The sequence below is a fragment of the Pseudomonas citri genome, assembly GCF_025336485.1.
GTDB classification, from domain to species: Bacteria; Pseudomonadota; Gammaproteobacteria; order Pseudomonadales; family Pseudomonadaceae; genus Aquipseudomonas; species Aquipseudomonas citri.
The window spans coordinates 98,604-120,836 of record NZ_JAODAB010000016.1 but is presented as its reverse complement, the minus strand read 5'-3'; the positions used below and the strand labels follow the sequence as shown (position 1 = coordinate 120,836).

The following is a 22,233-nucleotide window of genomic DNA, read 5'->3' as shown; positions in this document are numbered from 1 at the left end:
TACTTACTATCGACACACTTGACTGTACTTGTGCGGCGATGCCACGCACCATGGCCTCCGTGCGCCGTGGTTGCAATGCGCGCCGCATGCCCTTGTTCCATTTATCCTCTTTCCCTTCTTGGTGCGTAATCCGATATGAGTTCCGCTCTGTCCATCCGGCAGCTAACCAAAACCTACGGCAACGGTTTCCAGGCCTTGAGTGGTATCGATCTGGACGTTTCCGAAGGTGATTTCTTCGCTCTGCTCGGCCCTAACGGCGCCGGCAAATCCACCACCATCGGCATTCTTTCCACGTTGGTGAACAAGACCAGCGGCACGGTGAATGTCTTTGGCCATGACCTGGACCGCGAGCCCGCCGCGCTCAAGCGTTGCATAGGCGTGGTGCCCCAGGAGTTCAATTTCAACCAGTTCGAAAAGACCTTCGACATCGTGGTGACCCAGGCCGGTTACTACGGCATCCCGCCGAAGATCGCCAACGAACGCGCTGAGAAGTACTTGACCCAGCTGGGCCTGTGGGACAAGCGGAACGTGCCGTCCCGTTCGTTGTCCGGCGGCATGAAGCGGCGCCTGATGATCGCCCGTGCCCTGGTGCACGAGCCGCGCCTGCTGATCCTCGACGAGCCGACCGCTGGCGTGGACATCGAGCTGCGCCGTTCGATGTGGAGCTTCCTGACCGAGCTGAACCAGAAAGGCATCACCATCATCCTCACCACCCATTACCTGGAAGAGGCCGAGCAGTTGTGCCGCAACATCGGCATCATCGACCACGGCACCATCGTCGAGAACACCAGCATGCGCCAGTTGCTCAGCCAACTGCATGTGGAAACCTTCCTGCTGGACCTCAAGCATGACCTGCCGGCCGCGCCGCAGCTCGTCGGCTATCCGGCCCGGTTGCTGGACGGCCGAACCCTGGAAGTCCAGGTGGATAAATCCGTCGGCATCACCGGCTTGTTCACCCAATTGGCCCTGCAAAACATCGAAGTGCAAAGCCTGCGCAACAAAACCAATCGCCTCGAGGAGTTGTTCGTGTCCCTGGTGGAAAAAAACCTGGCGAAGGTGGCGGTATGAGTTCCGAACTGCGCCCCAACCTGATCGCCCTCAACACCATCGTCTATCGCGAAGTCCGGCGCTTCATGCGGATCTGGCCGCAGACCTTGCTGCCGCCGGCCATCACCATGGTCTTGTACTTCGTGATCTTCGGTAACCTGATCGGTCGGCAGATCGGTGACATGGGTGGCTTCACCTACATGGACTACATCGTGCCGGGGCTGATCATGATGTCGGTGATCACCAACTCCTACGGCAACGTGGTGTCGAGTTTCTTCGGCAGCAAGTTCCAGCGTTCGATCGAAGAGCTGATGGTCTCGCCGGTGTCGCCCCACACGATCCTCATCGGCTACACCCTGGGCGGCGTCTTGCGGGGCTTGGCGGTCGGCCTGATCGTGACCTTGCTGTCACTGTTCTTCACCCATTTGCAGGTGCATCACCTGGGGGTGACGGTGCTGGTGGTGGTGCTCACGGCGACGATCTTTTCGCTGCTGGGTTTCATCAACGCGGTGTTTGCGCGCAATTTCGATGACATCTCCATCATCCCCACGTTCGTGCTCACGCCACTGACCTATCTGGGCGGGGTGTTCTACTCGATCTCCCTGCTGCCGCCATTCTGGCAGACCGTGTCCCTGGCCAACCCGGTCTTGCATATGGTCAATGCGTTCCGCTACGGCATCCTCGGGGTTTCGGACATCAAGATCAGTGTCGCGATTTCCTTCATGTTGATGGCGACCGTGGTGCTTTACATCGGTTGTGCGCGGTTGTTGGTCAGTGGGCGGGGGATGCGGACGTAGGACCGTTTTCCGGGGCCTCAAACAGCCTCCCTTGCCATGGGGTGGGTGGTGTCCGGGCTGGCCTCATCGCGAGCAAGCTTTGCTCCCACAGCAGTTTGCAGGTGTTCACAGATCTGACGTTCACATGAGATTCCTGTGGGAGCAAAGCTTGCTCGCGATAGCGATACTTCAGGCGTGCATCTCACATCCGACTTTTCTTGCGCCGTTTCCACTGTCGCGCCACCCACCAGCGCCAGTAACTCATGGTGACGAAGTAGGCGAGGGTGCCCAGCACCAGGCCGGTCACCACCGAGCCCAGCAGGAATGGCTGCCACAAGGTGGACAACTGGCCGCTGATCCATTCCCAGGTCAGTGCTTCGGGCAGCGTGCGGGCGGGCACGTCCATCAGCCAGGCGCCGGTCTGGTAGGTGCAGAAGAACACCGCCGGCATGGTGATCGGATTGGTCAGCCAGACCAGGCTCACGGCGATCGGCAGGTTGCCGCGCACTGTGATCGCCAGTGCGGCGGCCAGCAGCATTTGCAAGGGGATCGGCAAGAAGGCGGCAAACAGGCCAACGGCCATCGCCCGGGCGACCGAGTGGCGGTTGAGGTGCCAGAGGTTGGGATCGTGCAGCAGGGTGCCGAGAAAACGTAAGGACTTGTGTTCCCGGATGCTTTCAGGGTCTGGCATGTAACGTTTGAATAAGCGCCGGGGCATAAGGCTTCTCGGTCGGTTCAACGCAGTAAGGCCGCAAGTATGTCCGGATTCTACGGCGGGCAGATTCAGACTTTGTGACAATTGATAACGCGCGCGGTGCCGCAGACCGTCTATGCCTGAAGAGAGAACTCTCAAGGACGGGTTATGCGCACAGGGTTGATCGCGCTTGCACTGGGGCTATTGGCCCCGGTTTTTTTTCCGGCACTGCCGTCGTTGTGGCTGGTGGTTGCCATGGCGCTGCTGGCGCTGACGGTGTTGCCGTTTCGAACCTATCCGCTGGGGTTCTTCTTGTTGGGCGTGGTGTGGACCTGCCTGTCGGCGCAGTGGGCGCTGGACGACCGGTTACCCGCTGCGCTGGACGGAGAAACCCGCTGGGTCGAAGGGCGCGTTGTCGGCTTGCCGCAACAGGGCGACGGCGTGGTGCGTTTTGAACTGGCCGATGCCCAGGCCCGCCGAACCCGGTTGCCATCGACGATACGCCTGGCCTGGTTCGCTGGCCCGCCGGTCAGCAGCGGCGAGCGCTGGCGCGTGGCGGTGAAGCTCAAGCGTCCCGCCGGGTTGCTGAACCCGGATGGCTTCGATCATGAGGCCTGGCTGTTGAGCCGGGGCATCGGCGCGACCGGTTCGGTCAAGGCCGGTTATCTCCTGCAACCGCCCCGGGGCGCTTGGCGCGATGGGGTGCGCCAGGCGCTGGCAAGGGTCGACACCCAGGGCCGTTCCGGTGCGCTGGCGGCTTTGGTGCTGGGCGACGGCACGGGCCTGAGTCGCGCGGATTGGCAAGTGCTGCAGGACACCGGCACGGTTCATTTGCTGGTGATTTCCGGGCAACACATCGGCTTGCTCGCCGGTCTGGTGTACCTGCTGGTGGCCGGTGCGGCGCGCCATGGCTTGTGGCCGGCGAGGCTGGCGTGGCTGCCCTGGGCCTGTGCGCTGGCCTTCACCGCCGCCCTGGGCTACGGCTTGCTGGCCGGGTTCGAGGTGCCGGTGCGACGGGCCTGCGCCATGATCGGGCTGGTGTTGCTGTGGCGCTTGCGCTTCCGGCAGGCGGACCCGTGGTGGGCGTGGCTGCTGGCTTTGACGGGCGTGCTGCTGTTCGATCCGCTGGCCAGTTTGCGACCGGGGTTCTGGCTGTCGTTTGCCGCTGTCGCCGTGCTGATGTTTACCTTTGGCGGGCGCCTGGGGCCCTGGCGCTGGTGGCAGAGCTGGACCCGGGCACAGTGGCTGGTGGCCGTCGGGTTGTGTCCGTTGCTGTTGATACTGGGCTTGCCGATCAGCCTCAGCGGTCCGCTGGTGAACCTGCTGGCGGTGCCCTGGATCAGCTTGCTGGTACTGCCGCTGGCGCTGCTGGGCACTGCATCGTTGCCGGTGCCGTTCTTGGGGGAGGGGCTGCTGTGGCTCGCCGGCGGTTTGCTTGACCTGTTGTTCAAGGGGTTGGCCCTGGTTGCCGGGCGGATGCCTGCCTGGATCCCCGCCTCGATACCCTGGTGGGCCTGGCTGCTGGCCGCCCTCGGTGCGTTTCTGTTGCTATTGCCCAAGGGCGTGCCGCTGCGGTTGCTGGGATGGCCGATGTTGCTGTTGATGGTCGTTCCGCCCAGGGAGGAGGTGCCGCAAGGGCAAGCCGAGATCTGGCAGTTGGACGTCGGCCAGGGATTGGCGGTGCTGGTGCGGACCCGGCGTCATAGCCTGCTCTACGACGCGGGGCCGCGCTTTGGCGACGCCGATGTGGGCGCGCGCGTCGTGCTGCCCACCTTGCACAAACTGGGTGTGCGCGGCTTGGATGTGATGTTGCTCAGCCATGCTGACGCCGATCACGCCGGCGGTGCCCAGGCCGTGCGCAACGGGTTGCCGACGGGGCGGGTGATCAGTGGCGATCCCGTCGGGCTGCCCGGCGAGTTGCGAGCCGAGCCTTGCGACAGTGGCGAGCGCTGGGAGTGGGACGGGGTCAGGTTCACGCTGTGGCGATGGACGTCCGCCCGTGAAAGCAATCAGAAGTCCTGTGTCTTGCTGGTGGAGGCCGGCGGTGAGCGCTTGCTGCTGACCGGTGACATCGACACCCATGCCGAGCGTGCCTTGCTCGACAGCCCCCTGGCGGTGCCGATCCAGTGGCTGGCGGCCCCTCACCACGGCAGTCGCAGCTCATCGTCCATGGCCTTGCTGGCGGGGCTTGCGCCTCACTCGGTGTTGATTTCCCGCGGGCGCGGCAATGCGTTCGGCCATCCTCATCCGCAGGTGCTGGCCCGCTATCGACGCGCAGGCATAGATATCTACGACAGCGCCGAGCAAGGCGCCATTCGTCTGCGACTGGGGGCCTTCGAGTCGCCCCGCACCCAGGCCGGGCAGCGGCGTTACTGGCGCGACCCGCCGCCGGCCGGGCCGGCGCATGGACATTGATTCGGCTCAACCGAGCGAGGACCTTACCGGCGGTCGGGCCTGCAAGGCGAGTCTGTGTGATAAAGTGGCGCACTTTTTCAAGGGGGCAGTCACTGTGTGGGAATTGGTCAAATCCGGCGGTTGGATGATGTTGCCGATTATCCTGAGTTCCATCGCGGCGCTGGGTATCGTAGCCGAGCGTTTGTGGACCCTGCGGGCCAGTCGCGTGGCCCCGGAGCATCTGGTCGGGCAGGTCTGGGTCTGGATCAAGGACAAGCAACTGAACAAGGACAAGCTCAAGGAGCTGCGAGCCAGTTCGCCCCTGGGGGAAATCCTCGCCGCGGGACTGGCGAACTCCAAGCACGGTCGCGAGATCATGAAGGAATGCATCGAGGAGGCCGCCGCCCGGGTCATCCATGAGCTGGAGCACTACATCAATGCCTTGGGCACCATTGCCGCGATGTCCCCACTGCTGGGTCTGCTGGGGACGGTGCTGGGGATGATCGATATTTTCAGCGCATTCACCAGCTCTGGCATGACCACCAACGCCGCCGTGCTGGCGGGCGGTATTTCCAAGGCTTTGATCACCACGGCCTCGGGCCTGATGGTGGGCATCCCGGCGGTCTTCTTCCACCGGTTCCTGCAACGTCGTATCGACGAGCTGGTGGTCGGCATGGAGCAGGAGGCCATCAAGCTGGTCGAGGTGGTGCAGGGTGACCGTGACGTGGACCTGGCCGGGAGCAAGAAGTGAAGTTCCGCCGCAAACCACGGGAAACCATCGACATCAACCTCGCGTCGCTGATCGACGTGGTGTTCATCCTGTTGCTGTTTTTCGTCGTGACCACCACGTTCACCCGGGAAACCCAGCTCAAGGTTGAATTGCCGCAAGCCGTCAGCGGCTCGCCGGCCGAAGACCAGCAACTCAAGAACCTGGAAATCACCATCAGCGCCGACGGGGCGTTCTCGGTGAACAACCAACTGTTGCCCAAGAGCGACCTGGCGAGTCTGATCGAGGCGCTGCAACAGGCGTCCGGCGGCGATACCAACCTGCCGTTGTCCATCAGTGCCGACGGCAAGACGCCTCATCAATCAGTGATCACCGCGATGGACGCGGCCGGCAAGCTCGGCTTCAGCCATTTGCGCATGACCACGGTCGAGGCGGCACCTGCACCCTGATGGCCATCTCCGATCGATTGCTCGCCGCCTGGTATGAGGGGCATCCGGCCCTGACGTTGTTGCGCCCGTTGGAGTGGTTGTACCGTCGGGTGGTGGTCGGCAAGCGTGAACGCTTCCTGGCCGGCGAAGGGCAGATCTACCAGCCAGCGGTGCCGTTGGTGGTGGTGGGCAATATCACGGTCGGCGGCACCGGCAAGACGCCGTTGATCCTGTGGATGATCCAGCATTGCCAGCGCAGTGGCTTGCGGGTCGGGGTGGTCAGTCGTGGCTATGGCGCCAAGCCGCCACAACTGCCCTGGCGGGTCGAGGCCGAGCAGGGCGCGGACGTCGCGGGCGACGAGCCGCTGTTGATCGTCCAGCGCACCGGTGTGCCGCTGATGATCGATCCCGATCGCAGTCGTGCGGTCCAGGCGTTGCTGGCGGCCGAGCCGCTGGACCTGATCCTGTCCGATGATGGCATGCAGCATTATCGGCTGGCCCGGGACCTCGAACTGGTGCTGATCGACAACGCCCGGGGCCTGGGCAATCGGCGCTGCCTGCCGGCCGGCCCGTTGCGCGAGCCTGTCGAGCGCCTGCAATCGGTCGACGCGGTGTTGTACAACGGCGCCCCCGCCGACCGTGACGACGGCTTCGCCTTCGAGCTACGGCCCACGACCCTGGTGAACCTGGCCAGCGGCGAACAGCGCCCCATCGACCATTTTCCACCTGACCAGGCCGTGCACGCCGTGGCCGGCATCGGCAATCCCGGGCGTTTCTTCAAGACCCTCGAAACGCTACACTGGCGGCCAATCCCGCACGCCTTTGCCGACCACGCCGAGTACAGTGCCCAGGCCTTGAATTTCATGCCGCCGCTGCCAGTGATCATGACGGAAAAGGACGCGGTCAAATGCCGTGCCTTCGCCGCGCCCGACTGGTGGTACCTGACGGTGGACGCGGCGCCATCGCCGGCCTTCGTGGCCTGGTTCGATACGCAGTTGATGCGCCTGCTGCCGGATCGGCTTTTGCCTTAACTCTTTTACCCAGGGGAATTTCATGGACACCAAACTGCTCGATATCCTGGCCTGCCCGGTCTGCAAAGGCCCGCTCAAGCTCAGCGCCGACAAGACCGAACTGATCAGCAAGGGTGCCGGCCTGGCCTATCCGATTCGCGACGGCATCCCGGTGATGCTCGAAAGCGAAGCCCGCACCCTGAACACCGACGAGCGCCTGGATAAATGACCGCAGCCTTTACCGTTGTCATTCCGTCGCGTTTCGCCTCGACGCGCCTGCCGGGCAAGCCGTTGCTGTCGATCGCCGGTAAACCGATGATCCAGCATGTGTGGGAGCAGGCCTGCAAGAGCAGCGCCCAGCGTGTGGTGGTGGCGACCGACGACGCGCGCATCGTCGAGGCCTGCAAGGGCTTCGGCGCCGAAGTGGTCATGACCCGCGAAGATCATAATTCCGGCACCGACCGCCTGGCAGAGGTGGCGACTAAGCTCGGTCTCGCCGCCGACGCCATCGTCGTCAACGTGCAGGGCGACGAGCCATTGATCCCGCCCAGCGTGATCGACCAGGTCGCCGCCAACCTGGCGGCCCACACCGAGGCGCGCATGGCCACCCTGGCCGAGCCGATCGAAGATGTGCAAACCCTGTTCAACCCCAACGTGGTCAAGGTGGTCAGCGACCTCAATGGCCTGGCGTTGACCTTCAGCCGCGCGACATTGCCCTGGGCGCGGGACGCATTCGCCCAAAGCCGTGACGTGATGCCGGAAGGCGTGCCATATCGCCGTCACATCGGCATCTATGCCTACCGCGCCGGCTTCCTCCAGGACTTCGTCGCCTGGGGCCCCTGCTGGCTGGAAAACACCGAAGCCCTGGAACAATTGCGGGCCCTGTGGCACGGCGTGCGGATCCACGTCGCCGATGCGTTGATCGCGCCGCCGACCGGTGTCGACACCGCCGAAGACCTCGAGCGCGTCCGTCGCCTGCTGGAGGCTTGATGCGGGTTCTGTTCGTTTGCCTCGGCAATATCTGTCGCTCGCCCACCGCCGAAGGCATCTTGCGTCACAAGCTGCGCGAGGCCGGGCTGGCCGGGCAGGTGGAAGTCGCTTCCGCCGGCACCGGTGATTGGCACGTCGGCAAGGCTCCGGACAAGCGCAGCCAGGCCGCGGCCCTGCGGCGCGGCTACGATTTGTCGGCCCAGCGCGCCCGGCAGGTGTCGCGTGCCGACTTTGCCGCCTACGACCTGATCCTGGCCATGGACGGCAACAACCTGCGCGATCTCAAGGCGCTGCAACCGGCCGATGGCCGGGCCGAGCTGGACCTGTTCCTGCGTCGCTACGAAGCCGAACTCGACGATGTGCCGGACCCGTACTACGAAGGCGAGCAAGGCTTCGAACACGTGCTGGACCTGATCGAGCGCGCCACGGATCGTCTGGTGATCGAATTGAAGGGGCGGTTATGACCTTGCAGGTACAAGCGGGCGTCAGCCTCAAGCCCTTCAACAGTTTCGGGGTGGACGTCGGCGCCCGGTTGTTCGCCGAAGCCCGCGACGATGGCGATGTGCGCCAGGCACTGGCCTATGCCCGCGAGCATGACGTGCCGCTGTTGGTGATCGGTGGCGGCAGTAATCTGCTGCTGACCGGCGACATCGATGCGTTGGTGCTGCGCATGGCCAGCCAGGGTATCCGCCTGCTCAGCGACGACGGCGAACGGGTGGTGATCGAAGCCGAGGCGGGGGAGCCGTGGCACCCGTTCGTCCAGTACACGCTGGCGCAAGGGTGGTCGGGCCTGGAAAACCTCAGCCTGATCCCCGGTACCGTCGGCGCGGCGCCGATGCAGAACATCGGTGCCTACGGCGTGGAGATCAAGGATGTCTTCGCCGGCCTCACCGCGCTGGATCGCCAGAGCGGCGAGCTGCGCGAGTTCAGCCTCGATGAGTGCCGTTTCGCCTATCGCGACAGCCTGTTCAAGCAGCAAGCGGGGCGCTGGCTGATCCTGCGGGTGCGTTTCGCCCTCAGTCGTGTTGCGCATCTGCACCTGGAGTACGGCCCGGTCCGCCAACGGTTGACCGAGCAAGGCATCGACCAGGCAACGCCCATGGACGTGAGCCGGGCGATTTGCAGCATCCGCAGCGAAAAACTCCCCGACCCGGCGGTGCTGGGCAACGCTGGCAGTTTCTTCAAGAACCCGCTGGTGCCGGCCAGCCACGTGGCGTACCTCAAGCAGCAATACCCCGACCTGGTGGCTTATCCACAGCCTGAAGGGCAGATGAAAATCGCCGCCGGCTGGCTGATCGAACGAGCCGGCTGGAAGGGCTTTCGCGAGGGGGATGCCGGGGTGCATAAGTTGCAGGCGTTGGTGCTGGTCAACTACGGCAGCGCCACCGGCCCGCAACTGCTGGACCTGGCCCTGCGCATCCAGAAAGACATTGCCGAACGTTTCCAGGTCGAGCTGGAAATGGAGCCGAATCGGTACTGAACCGCACTTCTTCGCCCGCCCCTGAAAAAGCGCCCTGCACAATCCTGCACACCTTCATTTGTGCAGGATTGTGCAGGGCGTTTTGCTTGAACCTGGGTTAATTTAGCTTCCTAACGATGCGACCATCGTCCTGAAGGCCCGGTGCAGACGCTTGCGTGTGCACAAGAGAGCCCGATCAGCCTGAGCCAGTCTGCGACACCGACCTGTCACCCAAACGGCAGATGGCTCGACCCCATCACTCGAACATTGTGCGGGCGTGCCCATGATTACCCTGAAACTCAATGGAAAAGACCATCAACTGGATGTGACCGAGGACATGCCGCTGCTCTGGGCGATCCGCGATGTGGCCGGTTACAACGGCACCAAATTCGGCTGTGGCATGGGGCTGTGCGGCGCGTGCACCATCCACATCGACGGCGCGCCGGCGCGCAGTTGCATCACGCCGATCGGTTCGGTGAAAGGGCAGGACATCCGCACCATCGACGCGCTTCACGCCGACCCGGTCGGGCAAGTCGTGCAGCAGGCCTGGCTCGATACGGCCGTGGCCCAGTGCGGTTACTGCCAGGGCGGGCAGATCATGTCGGCCACCGCCTTGCTCAAGAGCAATCCCAATCCGAGTGACGAGCAGATCGAGGAGGCGATGGTCGGCAACATTTGCCGCTGCGGCACCTACAACCGGATCAAGACCGCGATCCGCCAGGCCTCCACTCACCTGAAGGAGGCCAAGGCATGAGTCGTTTGCCCAATGATTTTGTACTGAGCAACCTCAGCCGTCGTGGCTTTCTCAAAGGCGCAAGCGCGACCGGTGTGCTGGTACTGGCCGCCAGTTGGGGGTTGCCGGATGCATTCGCCGAGGACAAGAAATTCGGTGCCGAGGGCATGCCCCACGGCGCGGTCGATGATCCGAAGGTCTATGTGAGCATTGCTGCCGATGGCAGCGTGACCGTGATTTGCAACCGTTCGGAAATGGGCCAGGGTGTGCGCACCAGCCTGAGCATGGTGGTGGCCGACGAGCTGGAAGCCGATTGGGCGCAGGTCAAGGTGCGCCAGGCGCCGGCCGACGAGGCGCGTTTCGGCAACCAGGACACCGACGGCTCGCGCAGCATGCGCCATTGGTACGAGCCGATGCGTCGTTGCGGCGCTGCCGCCCGGACCATGCTGGAACTGGCCGCCGCGGCACAGTGGAAGGTCCCGGTGAGTGAGTGCCGGGCGCAACTGCACAAAGTGCTGCACCAGCCTTCCGGTCGCGAGCTGGGCTACGGCGCGCTGGCCGCTGCCGCCGGCGCCTTGCCCGTGCCCGCGCGGGACAGCCTGCGGCTCAAGCAGCCTTCGGAGTTTCGCTACATTGGCAAGGAGGCGACACGGGCCATCGACGGTGCGGATATCGTCAACGGCCGCGCGGTGTTTGGCGCCGACGTGCATTTCGACGGTATGCTCTACGCCGTCGTGGCCCGTCCGCCGGTCTATGGCGGCAAGCTCAAGACCGTGGACAGCAGCGCGGCGTTGAAAGTACCGGGCGTGGTCAAGGTGGTGTCGATCGAAGGGCGCCCGCTGCCCTCCGAATTCCAACCGTTGGGTGGCGTTGCCGTGGTGGCGAAGAACACCTGGGCGGCGATCAAGGGCCGTGAAGCGCTGAAAATCGATTGGGACGATGGCCCGAATGCCGGCTATGACTCGGTCGCCTACCGCAAGGAACTGGAAGCGGCGGCCCTCAAGCCTGGAAAAATCGTGCGCAGCAGCGGCGATGTCGACGATGCCCTGGCCAAGGCCGAGTCGACCCTGGAGGCTTCGTATTACCTGCCGCACTTATCCCAATCACCCATGGAGCCGATGGTCGCCGTCGCCCGCTTCAAGGATGGCCAGTGCGAAGCCTGGGCGCCGAGCCAGGCACCGCAAGTGACTCGGGAACGCATCGCCGAACGCTTGGGCATTCCTTTCGACAAGGTCACGGTGAACATCACGCTGCTGGGGGGCGGTTTCGGACGCAAGTCCAAACCCGATTTCGTCCTCGAAGCGGCAGAGCTGGCCAAGGAGTTCCCGGGCCAGGCCGTGCGGGTGCAATGGACCCGTGAAGACGACATCCATCACTCGTATTTCCACACGGTATCGGCCGAATACCTCAAGGCCGGTCTGAACCAGGACGGTATGCCGTCCGGCTGGTTGCACCGCACCGTGGCCCCGAGCATCACCGCACTGTTTGCGCCGGGCATGACCCACGAGGCGCCGTTCGAAATAGGCATGGGTGTGACCAACATGGCTTACGCCATCCCGAACCTGCGCCTGGAGAATCCCGAAGCGGCGGCCCATGCCCGGGTGGGTTGGTATCGCTCGGTGTCGAACATCCCCCATGGTTTCGCGACCCAGAGTTTCATCGACGAATTGGCCCACAAGGCCGGCCAGGATCCGCTGAAGTACCAGATCAAATTGCTCGGGCCGGACCGTAAGATCGATCCGCGGACCTTGAGTGAAGAATGGAACTACGGCGAATCCCCCGAGCGTTATCCGATCGATACCGCACGGATCCGCACGGTGCTGGAAACCGCGGCGAAGGCCGCCGGTTGGGGCCGCGAGTTGCCCAAGGGGCGAGGGCTGGGGCTGGCGGTGCATTACAGTTTCGTGACTTACGTCGCCGCCGTGATCGAGGTCGAGGTCAAGGACGACGGTACGGTGATCGTGCACAAGGCGGACATCGCCGTGGATTGCGGTCCGCAGATCAACCCCGAGCGCATCCGCTCCCAGTTCGAAGGCGCCTGTGTCATGGGCCTGGGCAATGCGATGGTGGGGGAGATCAGCTTCAAGGACGGCAAGGTCCAGCAGGACAACTTCCACATGTACGAAGTGGCGCGTATGTCCCTGGCCCCCAAGGAGGTGGCGGTGCATCTGGTCACGCCGCCGGGCGAGGTGCCGTTGGGTGGCGTCGGCGAGCCGGGCGTGCCGCCGATTGCGCCGGCGCTGTGCAACGCGATTTTCGCCGCCACCGGCAAACGCATCCGTAACCTGCCCGTGCGCTATCAATTGCAAGACTGGCGGCAGGTCAAGGCTTGATGGACAGCGTCGACCTGAACGTCCTGCGCAGCGTGCTCGAATGGCGCCGCGCCGGGCAGCGTGTGGTGTTGTTCACCGTGGTCCAGACCTGGGGCACCGCGCCAAGGCCGCCAGGGGCGATGTTGGCCCTGCGTGAAGATGGCGTGGTGATCGGTTCGGTGTCGGGTGGTTGTGTCGAGGATGACCTGATCGCCCGGCTGCACGACGGTCGCATTCCAGCGGACGGTCCACCGGTGCAACTGATCACCTATGGCGTCACCCGCGAGGAGGCGGCGCGCTTCGGCCTGCCGTGTGGCGGCACCTTGCGCCTGACCGAAGAGCGCGTGGGCGATCCGCATTGGGTCGCTCAATTGCTGGAGCGCTGCGAAGCCCATGAGATCGTCGCCCGTGAACTGACGGTCGCCAATGGTGATGTGGTCCTGGCCCCGGCCAGCAAGACCGACGCCCTGGTGTTCGATGGACAGGTCTTGCGGGCGATTTACGGTCCACGCTGGCGGCTTCTGCTGATCGGCGCCGGGCAACTGTCGCGCTACGTGGCGCAAATGGCCCGGCTGCTGGACTTCGAAGTGTTGATCTGCGATCCGCGCAAGGAGTTTGTCTACGGTTGGGAAGCACAACATGGTCGCTTCGTCTCGGGCATGCCTGACGAAGCGGTGCTGAGCATCCAAACAGACGAGCGCACGGCGATTGTCGCCCTGACCCACGATCCGCGCCTGGACGACATGGCACTGCTCACCGCCCTGGACTCCAAGGCGTTCTATGTCGGGGCCCTGGGCTCTCGGGTCAACAGCCAGAAACGGCGGGATAACCTGGCTCAGCTAGGCTTGTCCGCAGACGTCATTGAACGCCTGCACGGGCCGATTGGCTTGCACATCGGCAGCCACACCCCGGCGGAGATCGCCTTATCGTTGCTGGCGGAGATCGTGGCGATCAAGAACGGCGTTGAACTGCGGCAGAAAAAACCGCTGTAGACGCGACAGGAGGGCATATGGCGAATTCGATAGGTGTGATCATCCTGGCGGCCGGTTCCGGTCGTCGCTTCCGTCAGGTGGCAGGCCCCGACAAGGATAAATTGCTGGCCGACTGCACGGGGCGTGATGGCGCCGTACGATCAGTGATCGAGCAGGTGCTGGTGAATTTGCCTGCCACCCTGGAAAAGCGCGTATTGGTGACGAGCACGGATCGACCCCAAGCCATTCGCATGGCCCAGGCTTACGGATGCGAGTTCGTGGAACTGGACTCGCCCGGGCTAGGCGACAGCATTGCCGCCGGTGTCCAGGCGTGTCCGGGCCTCGATGGCTGGCTGATGGTGCTGGGCGACATGCCATTTATCCTGCCGTCTAGCATCGAACGCGTCGTGGCAGGGATTCGTGAGGATGGCATCAGTGTGCCGGTGCTTGCCGGCGAATACGGGCATCCCGTGGGGTTTGGCCGTGGGTTTGGGCCGAAATTGATGGCGTTGACGGGGGACCGCGGCGCCAAGGTGTTGTTTGCCGGGGCGAGGGTGGTCGAAGTGGAAGTGGACGATCCCGGAGTCACTTGGGATATCGATGTGCCTGAGGCGCTCACGTTCAAATAGCTGCCGGAGCAAAGCCTCTGTGGCTGTCGGTGATGCTACAGGGCTGTGGATAACTTGAAGGCATGAAAAAGCCCCGCCTGGCATCACCAGGCGGGGCTTTTCATTGCGCGATGGAATCAGGCGTGAGGCTTGGACTCGTGCTCTTTTTCCACTACTTCAGCGTGACGCGGTGCGATTTCTTCAGCGGTGTGCTGAGGCTCATCGATCACCGGAGCCGATTCGCTCGGGGCTTCAGCGACCGGGGCAGGGGCTGGCTCGGCAGCAGGCGCTTGAGCTGCAGCGGCGGCTTGTTCGGCTTCCTTCTGCAGACGCTCAGCTTCACGCTTGCGACGACGCACTTCACGCGGATCGTTCGGCGCACGACCGTTCGGAGTCAGGGCGCTGACAGGGGCAGGCTCTTGCGCTGGGGCGGGTGCTTCGGCGACCACGGGGGCTTCGACCACGGGAGCTGGCGCGACCACTTCTGGTTCGACCGCTTTCACGGGCTCAGGAGTCGGCTCAGGCTCGACCACGGGGGCCGGTGCAGCTGGCTCCGCGGTCCAGTTGAACGCAGTCTGCTCCTCACGGACTGGCGCGGGTGCCTTTTCCTCGGCCGCTACTTCGGCAGCCGGCTCGGCGGCGACGACTGGCGCCTCGACGACCGGCGCAGGCTCGGCGGGGGCTTCGGCTTCAGGCTGGACGTCACGAACCGGTGCGAGTTCCACTTCTGGCGAGGTGGTGGCTTCTACCGGCGTCGTGGCTTCGACCACAGGCGCTTCGACCGGGGTGTTTTCCACAGCTGCGGTGGCGCGTTCGGCTTGCTCGTGAGCCTGGGCTTCGGCCGGGGCGCTGATCACGCTGCTGGCAACGGCCTCGGTCACGGCCAGGCCAGCGGCCAGGTCCGCAGCGCGTGGCGCTTCGGCGTTCTCGGTGGATTCGGATTCCTCCGAACCTTCGATCACATTGCCGTTGGCGTCACGTTGGCGCTCACGACGGTTGCTGCGACGACGCTGACCACGGGAGCGGCGGCGTGGACGATCGCCCTCGGCGTTCTCCTGACCGTCTTCCGGCAGTTGCTCCTCGGCATTGAGCACTTCTTCTTCGCTGGCAGCGGCAGCAGCCTGTTCGACGCGTGGTTGACGCTCTTCACGTGGTGGACGCGGTGCGCGCTCTTCACGAGGCGGGCGAGCTGGACGCTCTTCAGTGCCAGCAACAGTGGCAGCAACGGCTGGGGCGGCATCCAATGGCTCGCGCAGTTCGCGAACACGTTCTTCACGCTCGCCGCGAGGCTTGCGATCTTCACGCGGGGCACGAGGCTGGCGCTCTTCACGCGGCGGACGCGGTGCACGCTCTTCGCGGGCTACGGCTGGCGCTTCCTCGCGGGCTTCACGAGGCTGGCGTTCTTCACGCGGTTCACGCGGCGCACGTTCTTCACGTGGTGCGCGTTCCTCGCGAGGCTTACGCTCTTCGTCGCGACGACCGTTGCGGTTGCGGGTCTGCTGGCGACCGTTGCGGCGTTCTTCGTTGCGGGCCGGACGCTCGGTAGCGGCTGGCTTGGCGACGACGGCCGGTGCGGCAGGCTCTTCCTTGGTGGCGAACAGACTGACCAGGGACTTCACGAGGCCCTTGAACAGGCTCGGCTCAGGCGCGGCGACCGGTGCGGGTGCCGGCGGTGCGACGACCTCGGTCGGAACCGGAGCGCTGGCACGGGGAGGAGCCGTCTTGACCGCGGCTTCCTGGCGAACCAGGGTGCGGGTGGCGGCAGCCGGCTGGGCTTCTTCCACTTCGGCAGCGGCAGCGGCGATTTCGTAGCTGGACTGATTGTTGTGGGCTTCTGGATTGTCGTCGCGCAGGCGCTGCACTTCGAAGTGCGGCGTCTCCAGATGATCGTTCGGCAGGATGACGATACGGGCACGGGTGCGCAGTTCGATCTTGGTGATCGAGTTGCGTTTTTCGTTGAGCAGGAACGCAGCCACCGGGATCGGCACCTGGGCGCGGACTTCGGCGGTGCGGTCTTTCAGGGCTTCTTCTTCGATCAGGCGCAGGATCGCCAGGGACAGCGACTCGACGTCACGGATGATGCCGGTGCCGTTGCAACGCGGGCAGACGATGCCGCTGCTTTCACCCAGGGATGGGCGCAGGCGTTGACGAGACATTTCCAGCAGGCCGAAGCGCGAGATACGGCCAACTTGTACGCGGGCGCGGTCGGCTTCCAGGCATTCGCGGACCTTTTCTTCCACGGCGCGCTGGTTCTTGGCCGGGGTCATGTCGATGAAGTCGATGACGATCAGGCCGCCGATGTCGCGCAGGCGCAACTGACGGGCGATTTCCTCGGCCGCTTCAAGGTTGGTCTGCAGGGCGGTTTCTTCGATGTCGCTGCCTTTGGTGGCGCGGGCCGAGTTGATGTCGATGGACACCAGGGCTTCGGTCGGATCGATGACGATGGAACCGCCCGACGGCAGTTCGACGACGCGCTGGAAGGCGGTTTCGATCTGGCTTTCGATCTGGAAGCGGTTGAACAGCGGGACGCTGTCTTCGTAGAGCTTGATCTTGCTGGCGTACTGCGGCATCACCTGGCGAATGAAGGTCAGGGCTTCGTCCTGGGCTTCGACGCTGTCGATCAGCACTTCGCCGATGTCCTGGCGCAGGTAATCGCGGATGGCGCGGATGATCACGTTGCTTTCCTGGTAGATCAGGAACGGCGCGGAGCGATCCAGCGAGGCTTCCTTGATGGCGGTCCACAGCTGCAGCAGGTAGTCGAGGTCCCACTGCATCTCTTCGCTGCTGCGGCCCAGGCCGGCGGTGCGCACGATCAGGCCCATGTCGGCGGGGGCGACCAGGCCATTGAGGGCCTCGCGCAGTTCGTTGCGTTCTTCGCCTTCGATGCGGCGGGAGATACCACCGGCGCGCGGGTTGTTCGGCATCAGGACCAGGTAACGACCGGCCAGGCTGATGAAAGTGGTCAGGGCAGCGCCCTTGTTGCCACGTTCTTCTTTTTCGACCTGAACGATGACTTCCTGGCCTTCGCTCAGGACTTCCTTGATGTTGACGCGGCCTTCGGGGGCCTTCTTGAAGTACTCGCGGGAGATTTCCTTGAGGGGCAGGAAGCCGTGGCGCTCGGAGCCGAAGTCGACAAAGGCAGCCTCGAGGCTTGGTTCGATGCGAGTAATCCGGCCCTTATAGATATTGGCCTTCTTCTGTTCGCGTGCACCGGATTCGATATCCAGGTCGTAGAGGCGCTGGCCGTCTACCAGTGCAACACGCAACTCTTCGGGTTGAGTTGCGTTAATCAGCATTCTTTTCATGTAGTACCGTCGGTTTCCGGGCTGCCGGAAACGGCGTTCGGCACACACGACTTCTCACGGTCGGTGTCAGGTGCGTCATGGAAGTGGCCGGGCCATTCCAGTGTCCAGCGAGTTCGATCCAAGGATGGCGAAGTCGCGACGGACGCGTCCTGCTTGCTGGTACTCAAGCACTCAGTCAGGAGGAGGAATCAACCGGCGTCTGTGGACGAGATGAAGCGTCTAAATATAAGCCTAGTGCTACACAGTCCGACGGTTGTACATCTCCACCCTACACGTATCCCTGATAATTCGGGTGCTGCCGCGCGCAGAATCCGCAGCGGGTTGGCATTTACCGTGAGCTCCGCAAGGGGAGGTCACGCATCATGGCTAATTCGGGCGTTGTTTCCGAAGCTCTCACCCGGGTCGTTTGCAACTGACTGCACTTTGTGAACTGGCCGTGAATGTGGCACGCAAGGCGAGTCAGAACTCTGCTTTGCGGCGTATTTCAGGCCTCATGTCACCTGCGCTCGTTACACCTGCAAACTCTTCCCGAATCGTGGCAGAAGCCCCGTAGGACGGCCTTTCGTCCTCGTGAATTGCGTTGGTCAGGGCCGGTTTTTGACCGTTAGTCCGCTGTCCAGCCACTTTTGGCGGCGTTCGCGACTATAGCAGCAATGATTAAGTGCTTCAATTCCATAAAAAATTGTTATGATCGCCGCCATGACGACTACTGCCCCTTCGACCCCAGGCGTTCAAATGCTTGAGGTCTCGCCGGAATATGCCGGCCAACGCATCGATAATTTCCTCCTGGCCCGGCTCAAAGGCGTGCCCAAGACCTTGATCTACCGCATCTTGCGTAAAGGCGAAGTGCGGGTGAACAAAGGTCGGATCAAGCCCGAATACAAGCTCCAGGCGGGCGACCTCGTGCGCGTGCCGCCGGTTCGCGTGCCTGAGCGTGATGAGCCGGTACCCGTCGCCCAAGGCCTGTTGCAGCGCCTCGAAGCGTCGATTGTCTATGAAGACAAAGCCCTGATCGTGATCAACAAGCCCGCGGGCATTGCTGTTCATGGGGGCAGCGGCCTGAATTTTGGCGTGATCGAAGCCTTTCGTCAGTTGCGTCCGGAGGTCAAGGAGCTGGAACTGGTCCACCGCCTCGATCGCGACACTTCGGGCCTGCTGATGATCGCCAAGAAACGCAGCATGCTGCGCCATCTGCACGAGCAGTTGCGCGGCGATGGCGTCGACAAGCGCTACATGGCGCTGGTGCGCGGTCGCTGGGAAACCTCCGTCAAGCAAGTCCGTGCGCCGTTGCTCAAGAGCAACCTGCGTTCCGGTGAGCGCATGGTCGAGGTCAACGACGAAGGCAAGGATGCACTCACCGTGTTCAAGGTGCTGCGTCGTTTCGGTGATTTCGCCACCATGGTCGAAGCCAAGCCCGTGACCGGGCGTACCCACCAGATTCGTGTGCATACGCTACATGCCGGGCATTGCATCGCGGGTGACCCCAAATACGGGGACGACGATTTCACCCGGGAGATCCGGGATCTTGGCGGAAAGCGCCTGTTTCTCCATGCTTATATGCTCACCGTGCCGTTGCCTGACGGCGGAGAACTGAAGCTGCAGGCACCCGTGGATGACATGTGGGCCAAGACCGTGGAGCGGTTGAGTGCATCCTGACTACAGATTGTTGATTTTCGATTGGGACGGCACTCTGGCCAATTCCATTGGTCGGATCGTGGAGTCGATGCATATCGCATCCGATCGTATGGGTTTCGCCAGGTGTGATGACCTGGCCGTCAAAGGGATTATCGGGCTCGGGTTGCCAGAAGCGATTCGCAGCCTGTATCCAGAGATCGACGATGATGAGCTGGTCATTTTCCGGCAACATTACGCCGATCACTATATTGCGCTGGACGCCGAGCCTTCGCCGTTGTTCGACGGCGTGGTGCAGACGCTTGAGTGCCTGCGGGGCGAGGGGTACCACCTGGCCGTTGCGACGGGAAAGGCGCGTCGGGGGCTGGATCGGGTGTTGAAAGCCCATGGTTGGGAGGATTATTTCGACATTACCCGTGCCGCCGATGAAACCGCCAGTAAGCCGCATCCGCTGATGCTCGAGCAGATCCTGGTGCATTGCGAGGTGCGGCCAGAGCAGGCGCTGATGGTGGGGGACTCGTCGTTCGACCTGCAAATGGCGCGTAACGCCGGCATGGGGTCCGTGGCTGTCAGCTATGGCGCGCAAACGATCGAGGCGCTGCGGGCGTTCGAACCACGACTGGCGATTGATCATTTTCCTGAGTTGCACGCCTGGCTGAGCCGGCACACCGATTAAAGTCTGTTGAGGATGCATGTATGACCGATGAATGGAAGGCACCGGCCAAGGCGAGCGCTGACAACGGTGACGAAAAAAGCTGGAAACTGCTTGAAAAGACCTTGATGGCCAGTATCGAGGAGCAGCGCCGCGCCCGTCGCTGGGGTGTTTTCTTCAAGGCGCTGGTCTTTATCTATCTTTTTGCCGGGTTGACGCTGTTCTTCCAGGCAATCGACATGAAGAAGAACCCCGGTGGCGGTTCGGCCTACACGGCGGTGATCGACATCGAGGGCATGATCGCCGACAAGGAGGCCGCGAGCGCGGACAACGTCATCGGCAGCCTGCGGGCGGCGTTCGAGGATTCGAAGGTCAAGGGTGTGGTGCTGCGCATCAATAGCCCGGGTGGTAGTCCGGTGCAGGCAGGTTACGTCTATGACGAAATCGTGCGTTTGCGCGCGGCGCACCCGGACATCAAGGTCTATGCGGTGATTTCCGACCTGGGGGCCTCCGGTGCTTACTACATTGCCAGCGCGGCGGACCAGATCTACGCGGACAAGGCCAGTCTGGTAGGGTCCATCGGGGTGACAGCGGCCGGCTATGGCTTCGTTGAAACCCTGGATAAGCTCGGGGTGGAGCGCAGGGTCTATACCGCTGGCGAGCATAAGTCGTTCCTTGACCCATTCCAGCCGCAAAAGCCTGAGGAAACGGCGTTCTGGCAGGGCGTGCTCGACACCACTCACAAGCAGTTCATCGTCAGCGTCAAGAAAGGCCGGGGCGACCGGCTGAAGGACAAGGAGCATCCAGAGCTGTTTTCCGGGCTGGTCTGGTCTGGAGAGCAGGCGCTGTCCTTGGGGCTGATCGACGGGTTGGGCAGTGCCAGCTCGGTGGCGCGGGATGTGATTGGCGAGAAGGAACTGGTGGACTTTACCGTCGAAGAGTCGCCGATCGATCGTCTGTCCAAGAAGCTGGGGGCGAGCATTGCCGAGCACCTGGCAATGTGGATGGGCTTCCGTGGGCCGTCGTTGCGCTGAAACGCCTGTAATGGCACAAGAGGAGGCTTGCTGCGGCAGGCCTCTTGTCTTTAGGGAATCTGTACGCCCTCGGCCAGCAACATGTCCACAAGACGAATCAGCGGCAGGCCGATCAGGCTGGTAGCGTCGGGGCCTTCGGTGCTCTGGAACAGGCTCACGCCCAAGCCCTCGGCCTTGAAGCTGCCGGCGCAGTCGTAGGGTTGTTCTGCCCGCAGGTAGCGTTCGACGCGTTCGGGGTCCAGTGTGCGCATATTGACCGTGAACGGAACGCAATCGATCTGGCAGGCGCCGGTCTGGCTGTTGAGCAGGGCCAGGCCTGTCAGGAACGTGACTTTGGCGCCGCTGGCCGCCAGCAGTTGTTCACGGGCGTTCTCGAAGGTGTGAGGTTTGCCCAGGATTCGCTCGCCGAGCACGGCGACCTGGTCCGAGCCGATGATCAGATGCGCCGGATGGCTGTCGGCCAGCGCCAGGGCTTTCTCCCGGGCCAGGCGTTTTACCAGTTCCACGGGGGACTCTGCGCAGTGCCGGCTTTCGTCGATGTCGGGTGAGCTGCAGACGAACGGCAGTCTCAGGCGGGAGAGCAATTCCCGTCGATAGACTGAGCTTGAGGCAAGTAATAAAGGCAGCATGGGTATCTCCAACAGGCGGATGGGGATTCTATCGAGGCGTGCAAGTGACGGACAGGGCTGAATTTCCTTTGACATGGCCGGGGGCATCCCTATAATGCTGCGCCTATGTTGAATGACCCGATTCCACCTCACGTTGACCCGCGCAAATTGGCTGACCGTGGCGCCACCCTACAAGGTGAACTGCTGCTGGCCGATTTGAAGAGACTCTGCGACCCGCTTTCCGACGACGTCGGTACGGTCCAGGCCAAATTCGTTTTTGAACGAGATGAACGTAAATCTGTGGTGATCCACAGCTTTATCGACACTGAAGTCAAAATGGTTTGCCAGCGTTGTCTTGAGCTGGTCACCCTGCCGATCCACAGCGAATGCACTTACGCCGTGGTGAAGGAGGGTGCGAATACCCAGTCGTTGCCGAAAGGTTATGACGTGCTGGAACTGGGCGAGGATCCATTGGATCTGCAGTCACTGATCGAGGAAGAGCTTTTGCTCGCCTTGCCCATTGTGCCTGCTCATCATCCGGAAGAATGCCAGCAGCCGGCGGGAGCAGATGAGCCCGAGCCGAGCGAGGACGAGGTAACGCGGTCCAACCCGTTCAGTGTATTGGCGCAGTTAAAGCGTGACCCAAACGTTTAGGAGTTAATCAATTATGGCTGTTCAGCAGAACAAAAAATCCCGCTCTGCCCGTGACATGCGCCGTTCGCACGACGCTCTCGAGGCTAGCACCCTGTCCGTAGAAAAGACCACCGGTGAAGTTCACCTGCGTCACCACGTATCGCCAGAAGGCGTATACCGTGGTCGTAAAGTGATCGACAAGGGCGCTGACGAGTAATCC

22 protein-coding genes are annotated in these 22,233 nt (G+C 63.0%); 19 read left to right on the top strand and 3 right to left on the bottom strand.

What is annotated here, in order from left to right; genetic code table 11:
- Positions 1-135: 135 nt before the first annotated feature.
- Entirely contained in the window at positions 136-1,068 is a 933-nt protein-coding gene (locus N4Q37_RS18140; protein ID WP_260960893.1) for an ABC transporter ATP-binding protein, read from the top strand.
- The gene (locus tag N4Q37_RS18135; RefSeq protein ID WP_260960892.1) at positions 1,065-1,844 is read left to right on the top strand and encodes an ABC transporter permease; all 780 of its coding nucleotides are present in this window, start codon (positions 1,065-1,067) and stop codon (positions 1,842-1,844) included. Before N4Q37_RS18140 ends, N4Q37_RS18135 begins: the two co-directional genes overlap by 4 nt.
- 181 nt (positions 1,845-2,025) lie before the next feature.
- Here the strand turns inward: N4Q37_RS18135 and N4Q37_RS18130 are convergent, their stop codons facing one another.
- Entirely contained in the window at positions 2,026-2,541 is a 516-nt protein-coding gene (locus N4Q37_RS18130; RefSeq protein WP_260960891.1) for a DUF2062 domain-containing protein, read from the bottom strand.
- Positions 2,542-2,685: 144 nt separating this feature from the next.
- Between N4Q37_RS18130 and N4Q37_RS18125 the strand changes: the two genes are divergently transcribed.
- The 12 genes from N4Q37_RS18125 to N4Q37_RS18070 all read left to right on the top strand — a co-directional run bounded on the left by N4Q37_RS18125 (position 2,686) and on the right by N4Q37_RS18070 (position 14,170).
- A complete protein-coding gene (locus N4Q37_RS18125) occupies positions 2,686-4,932 on the top strand; it encodes a DNA internalization-related competence protein ComEC/Rec2 (protein WP_260960890.1) in 2,247 nt (748 codons plus the stop codon).
- 94 nt (positions 4,933-5,026) lie between these two features.
- Positions 5,027-5,662: a MotA/TolQ/ExbB proton channel family protein gene (locus N4Q37_RS18120; RefSeq protein ID WP_260960889.1), complete on the top strand. Its 636-nt coding sequence runs from the start codon at positions 5,027-5,029 to the stop codon at positions 5,660-5,662.
- Complete coding sequence (locus N4Q37_RS18115; protein ID WP_260960887.1) at positions 5,659-6,087, top strand: ExbD/TolR family protein; 429 nt, start codon at positions 5,659-5,661, stop codon at positions 6,085-6,087. The genes N4Q37_RS18120 and N4Q37_RS18115 overlap by 4 nt, the downstream gene beginning before the upstream one ends.
- On the top strand, positions 6,087-7,097 hold the full coding sequence (gene lpxK, locus N4Q37_RS18110) for a tetraacyldisaccharide 4'-kinase (RefSeq protein ID WP_260960885.1): 1,011 nt from the start codon (positions 6,087-6,089) through the stop codon (positions 7,095-7,097). Before N4Q37_RS18115 ends, lpxK begins: the two co-directional genes overlap by 1 nt.
- A 22-nt stretch (positions 7,098-7,119) precedes the next feature.
- Positions 7,120-7,305, top strand: a complete 186-nt coding sequence (locus N4Q37_RS18105; RefSeq protein ID WP_260960884.1) for a Trm112 family protein — start codon at positions 7,120-7,122, stop codon at positions 7,303-7,305.
- Positions 7,302-8,066 carry a 3-deoxy-manno-octulosonate cytidylyltransferase gene (gene kdsB, locus N4Q37_RS18100; protein WP_260960883.1) on the top strand — a complete coding sequence of 255 codons (765 nt, stop codon included), beginning with the start codon at positions 7,302-7,304 and terminating at the stop codon, positions 8,064-8,066. The genes N4Q37_RS18105 and kdsB overlap by 4 nt, the downstream gene beginning before the upstream one ends.
- A complete protein-coding gene (locus N4Q37_RS18095; RefSeq protein ID WP_260960882.1) occupies positions 8,066-8,530 on the top strand; it encodes a low molecular weight protein-tyrosine-phosphatase in 465 nt (154 codons plus the stop codon). Before kdsB ends, N4Q37_RS18095 begins: the two co-directional genes overlap by 1 nt.
- Positions 8,527-9,546 carry a UDP-N-acetylmuramate dehydrogenase gene (gene murB / locus N4Q37_RS18090; RefSeq protein WP_260960881.1) on the top strand — a complete coding sequence of 340 codons (1,020 nt, stop codon included), beginning with the start codon at positions 8,527-8,529 and terminating at the stop codon, positions 9,544-9,546. The genes N4Q37_RS18095 and murB overlap by 4 nt, the downstream gene beginning before the upstream one ends.
- Before the next feature lie 262 nt (positions 9,547-9,808).
- Positions 9,809-10,279, top strand: a complete 471-nt coding sequence (locus N4Q37_RS18085) for a (2Fe-2S)-binding protein (RefSeq protein ID WP_260960880.1) — start codon at positions 9,809-9,811, stop codon at positions 10,277-10,279.
- Entirely contained in the window at positions 10,276-12,591 is a 2,316-nt protein-coding gene (locus N4Q37_RS18080) for a xanthine dehydrogenase family protein molybdopterin-binding subunit (RefSeq protein WP_260960879.1), read from the top strand. Before N4Q37_RS18085 ends, N4Q37_RS18080 begins: the two co-directional genes overlap by 4 nt.
- Positions 12,591-13,562, top strand: a complete 972-nt coding sequence (locus tag N4Q37_RS18075) for an XdhC family protein (RefSeq protein WP_260960878.1) — start codon at positions 12,591-12,593, stop codon at positions 13,560-13,562. The genes N4Q37_RS18080 and N4Q37_RS18075 overlap by 1 nt, the downstream gene beginning before the upstream one ends.
- Positions 13,563-13,579: 17 nt before the next feature.
- Complete coding sequence (locus N4Q37_RS18070; protein WP_260960877.1) at positions 13,580-14,170, top strand: nucleotidyltransferase family protein; 591 nt, start codon at positions 13,580-13,582, stop codon at positions 14,168-14,170.
- Positions 14,171-14,286: 116 nt separating this feature from the next.
- On the opposite strand, the gene rne is transcribed toward N4Q37_RS18070, so the two are convergent.
- A complete protein-coding gene (gene rne / locus N4Q37_RS18065) occupies positions 14,287-17,454 on the bottom strand; it encodes a ribonuclease E (protein ID WP_260960876.1) in 3,168 nt (1,055 codons plus the stop codon).
- Positions 17,455-18,153: 699 nt separating this feature from the next.
- Here rne and rluC point away from each other — a divergent pair.
- Genes rluC through N4Q37_RS18050 form a run of 3 tightly spaced genes read left to right on the top strand, consistent with a single transcriptional unit; the run spans position 18,154 to position 20,772 of the window.
- Complete coding sequence (gene rluC / locus N4Q37_RS18060; protein ID WP_260960874.1) at positions 18,154-19,110, top strand: 23S rRNA pseudouridine(955/2504/2580) synthase RluC; 957 nt, start codon at positions 18,154-18,156, stop codon at positions 19,108-19,110.
- The gene (locus tag N4Q37_RS18055) at positions 19,100-19,762 is read left to right on the top strand and encodes an HAD-IA family hydrolase (RefSeq protein ID WP_260960873.1); all 663 of its coding nucleotides are present in this window, start codon (positions 19,100-19,102) and stop codon (positions 19,760-19,762) included. The genes rluC and N4Q37_RS18055 overlap by 11 nt, the downstream gene beginning before the upstream one ends.
- A 20-nt stretch (positions 19,763-19,782) precedes the next feature.
- The gene (locus N4Q37_RS18050) at positions 19,783-20,772 is read left to right on the top strand and encodes a S49 family peptidase (RefSeq protein ID WP_260960872.1); all 990 of its coding nucleotides are present in this window, start codon (positions 19,783-19,785) and stop codon (positions 20,770-20,772) included.
- Between the two features lie 50 nt (positions 20,773-20,822).
- Here N4Q37_RS18050 and N4Q37_RS18045 read toward each other — a convergent pair whose 3' ends face one another.
- Entirely contained in the window at positions 20,823-21,401 is a 579-nt protein-coding gene (locus N4Q37_RS18045) for a Maf family protein (protein ID WP_260960871.1), read from the bottom strand.
- A gap of 105 nt (positions 21,402-21,506) precedes the next feature.
- On the opposite strand from N4Q37_RS18045, the gene N4Q37_RS18040 reads away from it, so the two are divergent.
- Together N4Q37_RS18040 and rpmF are read left to right on the top strand one after the other, a co-directional pair.
- Positions 21,507-22,034, top strand: a complete 528-nt coding sequence (locus N4Q37_RS18040; RefSeq protein WP_260960870.1) for a YceD family protein — start codon at positions 21,507-21,509, stop codon at positions 22,032-22,034.
- A gap of 13 nt (positions 22,035-22,047) precedes the next feature.
- Positions 22,048-22,230, top strand: a complete 183-nt coding sequence (gene rpmF / locus N4Q37_RS18035; protein WP_003179396.1) for a 50S ribosomal protein L32 — start codon at positions 22,048-22,050, stop codon at positions 22,228-22,230.
- Positions 22,231-22,233 lie beyond the last annotated feature (3 nt).